Annotated in this window: 2 protein-coding genes and 1 pseudogene; all 3 read left to right on the top strand. The window is 73.2% G+C overall.

What is annotated here, in order from left to right:
- Positions 1 to 213: pseudogene (locus tag N864_RS25315) on the top strand (hypothetical protein); the annotation flags it as partial.
- A 9-nt stretch (positions 214 to 222) separates the two neighbouring features.
- Positions 223 to 618, top strand: coding sequence for an ankyrin repeat domain-containing protein (locus N864_RS22570; protein WP_034722861.1), 396 nt, complete (start codon positions 223 to 225; stop codon positions 616 to 618).
- A 5-nt stretch (positions 619 to 623) separates the two neighbouring features.
- Positions 624 to 887, top strand: coding sequence for a hypothetical protein (locus N864_RS22565; RefSeq protein WP_034722865.1), 264 nt, complete (start codon positions 624 to 626; stop codon positions 885 to 887).
- Positions 888 to 1,073: the final 186 nt, after the last annotated feature.

Genomic DNA, 1,073 nt, shown 5'->3' with positions numbered 1-1,073 from the left:
ACCCGCACGCCGGTGGCCGCGTTCCAGCCGCAGCGCTGGCTGTGGGCGGCGCTGGGACTGCTGACAGCGGCATACGTCATCTGGATCCTCGACGTCACCAGGACGTGGTGCGACCCGACGAGCCTGCTGCAGGCGCACGCGATCTGGCACGTCCTCGGGGCGGCGGCCGCCTGGTCGCTCTCCCGGCACTACGACGTGACGAGTCGTGCGTAGAGTCGGGGCATGACCGGAGCACCGCTCAACCCCGAGCAGCAGGCCCGCGTCGTCGCGATGGCGATGGACCTGGCCCGCGAGGGGCGCACGGCCGAGCTGATGGAGTTCCTCGACCACGGGCTGCCGGTCGAGGTCGTGGACCGCGAGGGCAACACGCTGCTGATGCTCGCGGCCTACCACGGCCACGCCGAGACGGTCGACGCGCTCGTCGCACGGGGTGCCGACGTCAACGCGCGCAACGACCGCGACCAGTCGCCCGTCGCCGGGGCGATCTTCAAGGGCGAGGATGACGTCGTGCGCGCCCTCGTCGCCGCGGGGGCCGACCTCGACGCCGGGACGCCCACCGGTCGCGCGACGGCCAGCATGTTCGGGCGCGAGCACCTGCTTCGCGACGTGGAGCCGTGACGCCGATGGCCGAGCCGACCGAGCCGTCGACGACCGCCTGGCAGCGCTTCCTGATCAACCTCATCGGCCTCGTGGGGCTCGTCTACGGCGGGCTCGCGATCGTCTACTACCTGCTCGAGGTGAGCGCGCTCTCCTTCGCCGCGGCGCCGTACGGCTGGCTGCGGCTCGAGGGCGCGACGCGGTTCCTGCCGCCGGCCCTCGTCTTCGTCGTCTGCTTCGTCATCGTGTGGGCCATCGAGCGCCGTGCGAACCAGTCGGCCGCCCGCTGACCGAGCGGTCCTCGGACATTCACGGCGGCTCGTGATCTCATTGGTTGCGTGTCGCGCCTGGGCCCCACGGGGACGTATGCCGCTCACCGGGCTTCCCGACGGGGCGCCCGGCTCGCGCGCGTGGCCGGGACCGTCGCCCTCCTCGTCGGAGGCGTCGCGGTCGGCGGGGTGCCCGCGGAGGCGGCG

The sequence above is a fragment of the Intrasporangium chromatireducens Q5-1 genome, assembly GCF_000576575.1.
In the GTDB taxonomy this organism is placed as follows: domain Bacteria; phylum Actinomycetota; class Actinomycetes; order Actinomycetales; family Dermatophilaceae; genus Intrasporangium_A; species Intrasporangium_A chromatireducens.
Note: the sequence above shows the minus strand (reverse complement) of the source record. Positions and strands in the feature narration are given on the sequence as shown.